This is a genomic window from Ruegeria sp. AD9 (assembly GCF_056542305.1).
On record NZ_JBQFZP010000044.1, the window covers coordinates 1 to 5509 of the forward strand.

5 protein-coding genes and 1 pseudogene are annotated in these 5509 nt (G+C 54.9%); 2 read left to right on the forward strand and 4 right to left on the reverse strand.

Going from position 1 to position 5509, the window contains the following annotated elements; genetic code table 11:
• Positions 1 to 206 precede the first annotated feature (206 nt).
• Complete coding sequence (locus ACR0AM_RS21385; protein ID WP_480623972.1) at positions 207 to 1196, forward strand: hypothetical protein; 990 nt, start codon at positions 207 to 209, stop codon at positions 1194 to 1196.
• A gap of 176 nt (positions 1197 to 1372) precedes the next feature.
• Positions 1373 to 1909 (forward strand): hypothetical protein, encoded by a 537-nt coding sequence (locus tag ACR0AM_RS21390; protein WP_480623973.1) that lies wholly within the window; start codon positions 1373 to 1375, stop codon positions 1907 to 1909.
• A 562-nt stretch (positions 1910 to 2471) separates the two neighbouring features.
• On the opposite strand, the gene ACR0AM_RS21395 is transcribed toward ACR0AM_RS21390, so the two are convergent.
• From ACR0AM_RS21395 to ACR0AM_RS21410, 4 genes and pseudogenes are all read right to left on the reverse strand, one after another.
• Entirely contained in the window at positions 2472 to 3158 is a 687-nt protein-coding gene (locus tag ACR0AM_RS21395) for an IS6 family transposase (protein ID WP_480623974.1), read from the reverse strand.
• A gap of 279 nt (positions 3159 to 3437) precedes the next feature.
• Complete coding sequence (locus ACR0AM_RS21400; protein ID WP_480623975.1) at positions 3438 to 4547, reverse strand: NAD(P)/FAD-dependent oxidoreductase; 1110 nt, start codon at positions 4545 to 4547, stop codon at positions 3438 to 3440.
• Positions 4548 to 4864: 317 nt separating this feature from the next.
• Positions 4865 to 5252: pseudogene (locus tag ACR0AM_RS21405) on the reverse strand (dihydrolipoyl dehydrogenase); the annotation flags it as partial.
• A 48-nt stretch (positions 5253 to 5300) separates the two neighbouring features.
• The coding region (locus ACR0AM_RS21410) for a DDE-type integrase/transposase/recombinase (RefSeq protein WP_480623976.1) at positions 5301 to 5509 on the reverse strand (209 nt) is incomplete at its 5' end.

Sequence of the window (5509 nt, forward strand, 5' to 3'; positions counted from 1 at the left end):
CCAAATACTTGAAGTTTGGAATTGGCCCTGCCGCTCACGGGTGGGGAATTTTCAATTGCCACTTTCGGGGAGAATACGTCTGCCACTAACAGTTTGCTGAGAAACTGGCGACAGAAGCAGCAAAGCTGCGCGAAGCAGATGGCTGGGACTGGGTGGAAACCCATGATGAGAGCTACATTTCCTATGGGATCTCGGGAAGTGAAGGCATGCACCGTCTGGAGATGATGAGCCGGGACTTCACCGAAGAACAGGCGGAACGGTATGACGAACTGGGCGAGCTTTATGAGGCTGAGGCTCTGGACGCGGATGGCGAAAATGAGCTGGCCGCGCTTGAGGACTATGTCGCGCCGTATTATTCCGACGATCAGCGCAAGCTGTCCGGCGTGTTCCTCTATGTCGGCAATAGCGGCGAGATCAAAACATCATCGGCCTATGTCGCGGCGGAACATGTGCAGGCCGCCATTGAGGCTGGTGTTCTGGCTCCGGTCAAAGAGCCCGAGATTAAGGAGACACCAAAACCGGCCTATGCGCAGAAGTTCATCGACGACATTGTAGCGATCCGGCTGGCGGCGGTTCAAACGGCCCTGCTGGACAAGCCCGATTATGTGCTGAGCCTGTTTGCCTTCTATGCCACCCCGGCCTCCGGTCTGACCAGCACCCTGTTTGGGTTTGGTTATGGTGGTGCTGAGCGAAACACGCCGGAGATAAATGACCAGTTCATCCTCGACCCGCGCCTTGGTGGAGAACGGGATGAGGCCGCAGAGGCAGCCTATGCCCAGTTCCACGAGATGGCCGCACTAGGCAGCGTGGAGGCGTTCAAAGCGTTTCGCGATCTGGGCAAGAAGACACGCAACGGTGAGATCACGGGTTTTCTGGCCCGGCGGTTCCTGACCCAGCGCCCGGAGTTCATGGCGGAGATCGAAGCTGAGATTGGCGCGAACATGCGCGCAATCTGGTCCCCGTCGGCTGAGAATTGTTTCAAACGGTTGAAAGGCTGGCAGCTGGATGATCTCTACAAGGACCTGCTGGACCTGCAGGATGACACCGACATGTTCAAAGCTTTCGCGAAATCCAAGAAAGGCGCGAAGAACGAGGCGCTGCACAAGCTGTTTAATGACAAAGAGCATCAGGATGCACTGGGCGTGACCGAGGCACAGAAAGCCCGGATCGATGCCTGGGTGCCGGATTGCTTCTGAACCCGACGGGGCAGGGCGCTTTGCGCCCTGCCTATCAATCTCTGGCTGTGTCGGCCTCAATGATGAAAACTCAAAGTGGCATTGCGCACACACCCCGTCGCGCATAGCTATCAGAGGCCGGTCACCGGCGCATTTTCAAAAACGATTACTTGATCGGAACGGATTTGGCTAGACCCATGGACACCCCTTCAAACAAGCTCGAGAAAGCCGCTCGTCGCGTCTGGAAATCCGCGCAGATGTTTGTCGGGTTTCATACGGATCAGACAGGCAAGCCGCGCGAACAGCCAAAGCTCTGGCCGCCAAAGAACGGGAGTGCATCGATCCACAACGACCCCAGCGCACAGGAGGCGATTGTTGTGGTCAAAGCCGCTGATCCGGAAGCAACGCAGGACGTGCAGATCAAGCTGCATCCAAACCGTATCGTTGTGCGCCGAGACGCGGATATGTGGTGGCAGGGTGTGGCCGCGGATGAGCATTCCGTGACGGTACGTATGGCTGACAACACGATCATCGAAATCCGCCATGACGGGTCGGTGAAACGGCGCTCGACGGAAGATGAAACCCATGTTGAAGCCGATGGCAGCATCTTCAAGTTCACGGAAATTGCCGAGGCACATATGACGGGCGACGGTGTGGAGATGACACGGCGCACCGAGGATCGCATTGCCACGATCACAGCCGACGGTGTTGTCGATCGCGCGCGCAAGCGTTAGCCTGAACTCAATACCTCCAGACTTTCCTTTGGTTAAACTTGTGGCCCGCTTCGGTGGGCCTCTATCTTAGGACGGCGTTCCGCGGCCTCTGCCCTTGTACTGGTCCTGCCCCCAGGCGCGCGTTAGAAAGGTCGCTCGGGTCGTGGTGATGTCACTGCGAAGTCCACGCCGCCAAATTGAGTCCGGCTGATGACCTGATCCGCGCAAGCGCGGCCCAGGGCCGGACCACACATGCGCCACACGTGACGCGCGGACCAACGACCGGGCAGGGGCACCGTCCGGCCGCAACGCGGCAGTTCGCACCCCTGCCACACCCGCCGCGCAGGCGGCGGGAAATCGAGCGCGCTGAGGCGCGCGGAAAATGCCATACTGAACTTGAACGTGCCGGAACGTGACGGGCGCTGTTCGGGCAGCCCACGCAGTGCGTGATTGCCCTGCGCCAGTCCACCGGCACCCACGCCTACTGGCTGGAAAAGGGGCGGGACCCTTTTCCCGGCGCGGAAATTGCCGGTTGTGTTGCAAATTTTTGGAACGATCAAAGTAAGCGTCTTACCAGGCACACTTATCCTACGATCTCGGCAAACACCCGAAAGCCAGAGGTGGCTGCGCTGGAGAATTGCTGTTTCCGGATCATGTTGGCGACTTCGATGCCATCCAACGTAGCGGACGCGGATGCGAATGATTTGAACCCACACATATGTCGAACACGCCGTTTTATGAACCGATGATCCTGCTCGATCATGTTGTTGTTCAAAAATTTGGACCTGATTGTCTGCACCCTGGCTTGGCAACCAAACCGCTTCAGAATCCTGTTCACTTCTCGAATGCCGGCTGCGTTGGCTCCGCTCTTATCGATGACGACTTTGTCTGGGATTCCGTTTGATGACAGCGCTTTGGCAAAGAACCTGGTTGCTGCGGGACCGTTTCTTCGCTCAGACAGCACAAAATCAAGGGTGTTCCCTGCTTTGTCGACGGCCCGATAGAGATACACCCACTTGCCGCGCACACGGAGGTAGGTTTCGTCCATTCTCCAAGATTTCTGTGTTGGACGCTTTTTCGATTGCGCCCGCGCAGCGATCATCGGCGAATATTTTACAACCCATCTATTCAACGTAGCGTGATCGACGGAAACGCCCCTTTCAGCCATGATTTCCTCAAGGTCGCGATAGGAAACAGTGTAGCGCAAATAGAAAAACACAGCGTATAAAACCACATCCTTCGGGAAGTGGCAGCCTTTCAAAGAAACCATTCTGAAACCTGCTCGCGATTGATTTGAAAGCAACAAGCACCAGGGCACGCGATTTCGTCAACCTCGGTCAAAATTCGCGACACAACCAGTTACATTAGTCAAAATGCCGATTCCAGAAATGGCAGACAGGTTGGGTCGCGCTTCGTCGAATAGTTACTGCCAACTAGAGCGCAATTTCAACGACGATAAAGACGATAGAGATGCGTTTATTGACATCGTGTGTACATCCACCAACCTTAGATCCACTTGATAGGACCAGAAAATTACAATGGTTCTCTTTCATGTCAGCCAGTCGGCAATTTGGGCTGCTATGGAAAGTGATGCGGTCAAGCCTGGCGATTCAATTCCATACAACATAACGTGAGGACCGTTGAGTTCGTCTGGGCCCAAGAACCGAAAATCGGGATACTCCGATCCTGTAAGTTTCGGGCGCACCCCTGCATAGTCCGGGTGTAGGTCGCTTTCGAGCAGATCCGGCCAGTACTTTCTTATAGCCTCTGCAAAAACGGGCTGATCATTTGACGAGACCGAGTAATCGATCATCGCGGGATCATCGTGTGGAAGCCATTCTGTGTCTGGTCCGAACTTGGCTCGCCCGGCTAAATCGAGCGTAAGGTGCACACCCAAACCACCATCTTGCGGCACCGGATAGATCAGGTGGGAAAAAGGCGTCTTACGTCCGCATGAGAAATAGCTTCCCTTGACGAAGGCCAGTTTTGGTGGGTCAGGCAATCCCCTGATACGGGCGGAGAGACAAGGCGCCCAAAGTCCCGCACAGTTAATAAAGGACCGGGCTTTCAGTCGGATCGGTTGTGCGCCACCGATATCAAGGTAGGCCATCCCGTCAGTCATGATTTCGCCACCTTGAATTTCTGCTCGAACCGCCAATTGCGCTCCATGTGCCTCGGCCTCGCCGAGCAAGCTGATCATAAGGCTGTGGCTGTCGATAATACCGGTTGAAGGTGAGAAAAGCGCCGCTTCGGCGCGTAGTGATGGTTCGAGCGACAACGTCTCCTTTCTATCGATCAGTCGTAGATCATCGACGCTGTTCGCCCGTGCCCGCTGCGCGATTCTCGATAGCTTTTCAAGCTCAAACTCGTTTGTAGCAACGATGAGTTTACCACATTGCCGAAATGGTACGCTGTGGTTCTGGCAATATGCATAAAGCAACTTACGTCCGCGAACACAGTGGCGTGACTTCGACGAACCAGGTTCATAGTAGATACCGGCATGGATCACTTCGGAGTTTCGGGCGCTGGTCTCCGAACCGATTGCTGCGTTCTTTTCCACGATCAATACATCACGTCCGGCCATGGCCAGCGCCCGCGCCACGGCTAGGCCGATAACTCCGGCACCCACCACAACGGTATCAACCTCGAAAGTGTCCATGATGCGCCTCGGGGTCTTGCCGAAAGTCTAAACGGGTCCTTCGGTTGCGCCGCCTTTTTGGTGGTCAATCAAAGTCGATCCTATCGTAAGGCACACTTACTTGCAAATTTGGCGACCATCCAAAAACAGGATCCGGTCTCACGTTAGAATTACCGTTTTCGGATTATGTGCGACAGATCCCTTTCCTTTCTAAGTTGGTTTTGGCGTGGATACTGCGTCCTGCTTTTTGCCCCTTTGATGATCCGAACAGACCAGTTTTTGTGACGCAACCTGTGACGATATTAAGGTTACAGCTGGCTCATCTACCTACTACCATCCTACATGTGGATTACACGCCCATAAGCATCCAACACACTCTCATGCATCCTCATGCATCATTTCTGACAGCGATGGGTGCGGGAAGACGGTGTTCATCAGGTCTTCTTCGGTGGTTTCCAACTGGCGGCCAACCACATAGCCCTGGATCAACTCGGTGACTTCGGCACCAATCATGTGTGCGCCCAGCAACTCTCCGGTCTTGGCATCGAACACAGTCTTGATCAAGCCCTCAGGCTCACCCAGTGCGATGGCCTTGCCGTTGCCGATGAACGGAAAGCGTCCCACCTTGATATCATAGCCCAGCTCTTTGGCCTTGGCTTCGCTGTAGCCGACCGATGCAACCTGGGGCTGACAGTAGGTGCAGCCCGCGATGCTTTCGGGTTGGATCTGTTGCAAAGTTTCTTACTGACCGAAAAGTTGACACCAACCCGTGGCTCATACCGCCAGTTCCGCAAATTGACGAAACGGACAAATTCCGGGCGTGAGCTGACCTTTGCGGATCATGTGCGCCACTTCGATGCCTGAAAGAGTTGCGGATGCAGATTCAAAGGACTTGAAGCCGAGCATCGGGCGTGTTCGTCTTTTGATGAAACGGTGATCTTGTTCCACGATGTAATTGAGATACTTTCGCCTCACCATCTCGA

Excerpts from the sequence above, each read along its gene's own strand:
- ACR0AM_RS21385 (WP_480623972.1), top strand. The coding sequence starts at position 207 with ATGCACCGTCTGGAGATGATGAGCCGGGACTTCACCGAAGAACAGGCG.
- ACR0AM_RS21390 (WP_480623973.1), top strand. The coding sequence starts at position 1,373 with ATGGACACCCCTTCAAACAAGCTCGAGAAAGCCGCTCGTCGCGTCTGG.
- ACR0AM_RS21395 (WP_480623974.1), bottom strand. The coding sequence starts at position 3,158 with ATGGTTTCTTTGAAAGGCTGCCACTTCCCGAAGGATGTGGTTTTATAC.
- ACR0AM_RS21400 (WP_480623975.1), bottom strand. The coding sequence starts at position 4,547 with ATGGACACTTTCGAGGTTGATACCGTTGTGGTGGGTGCCGGAGTTATC.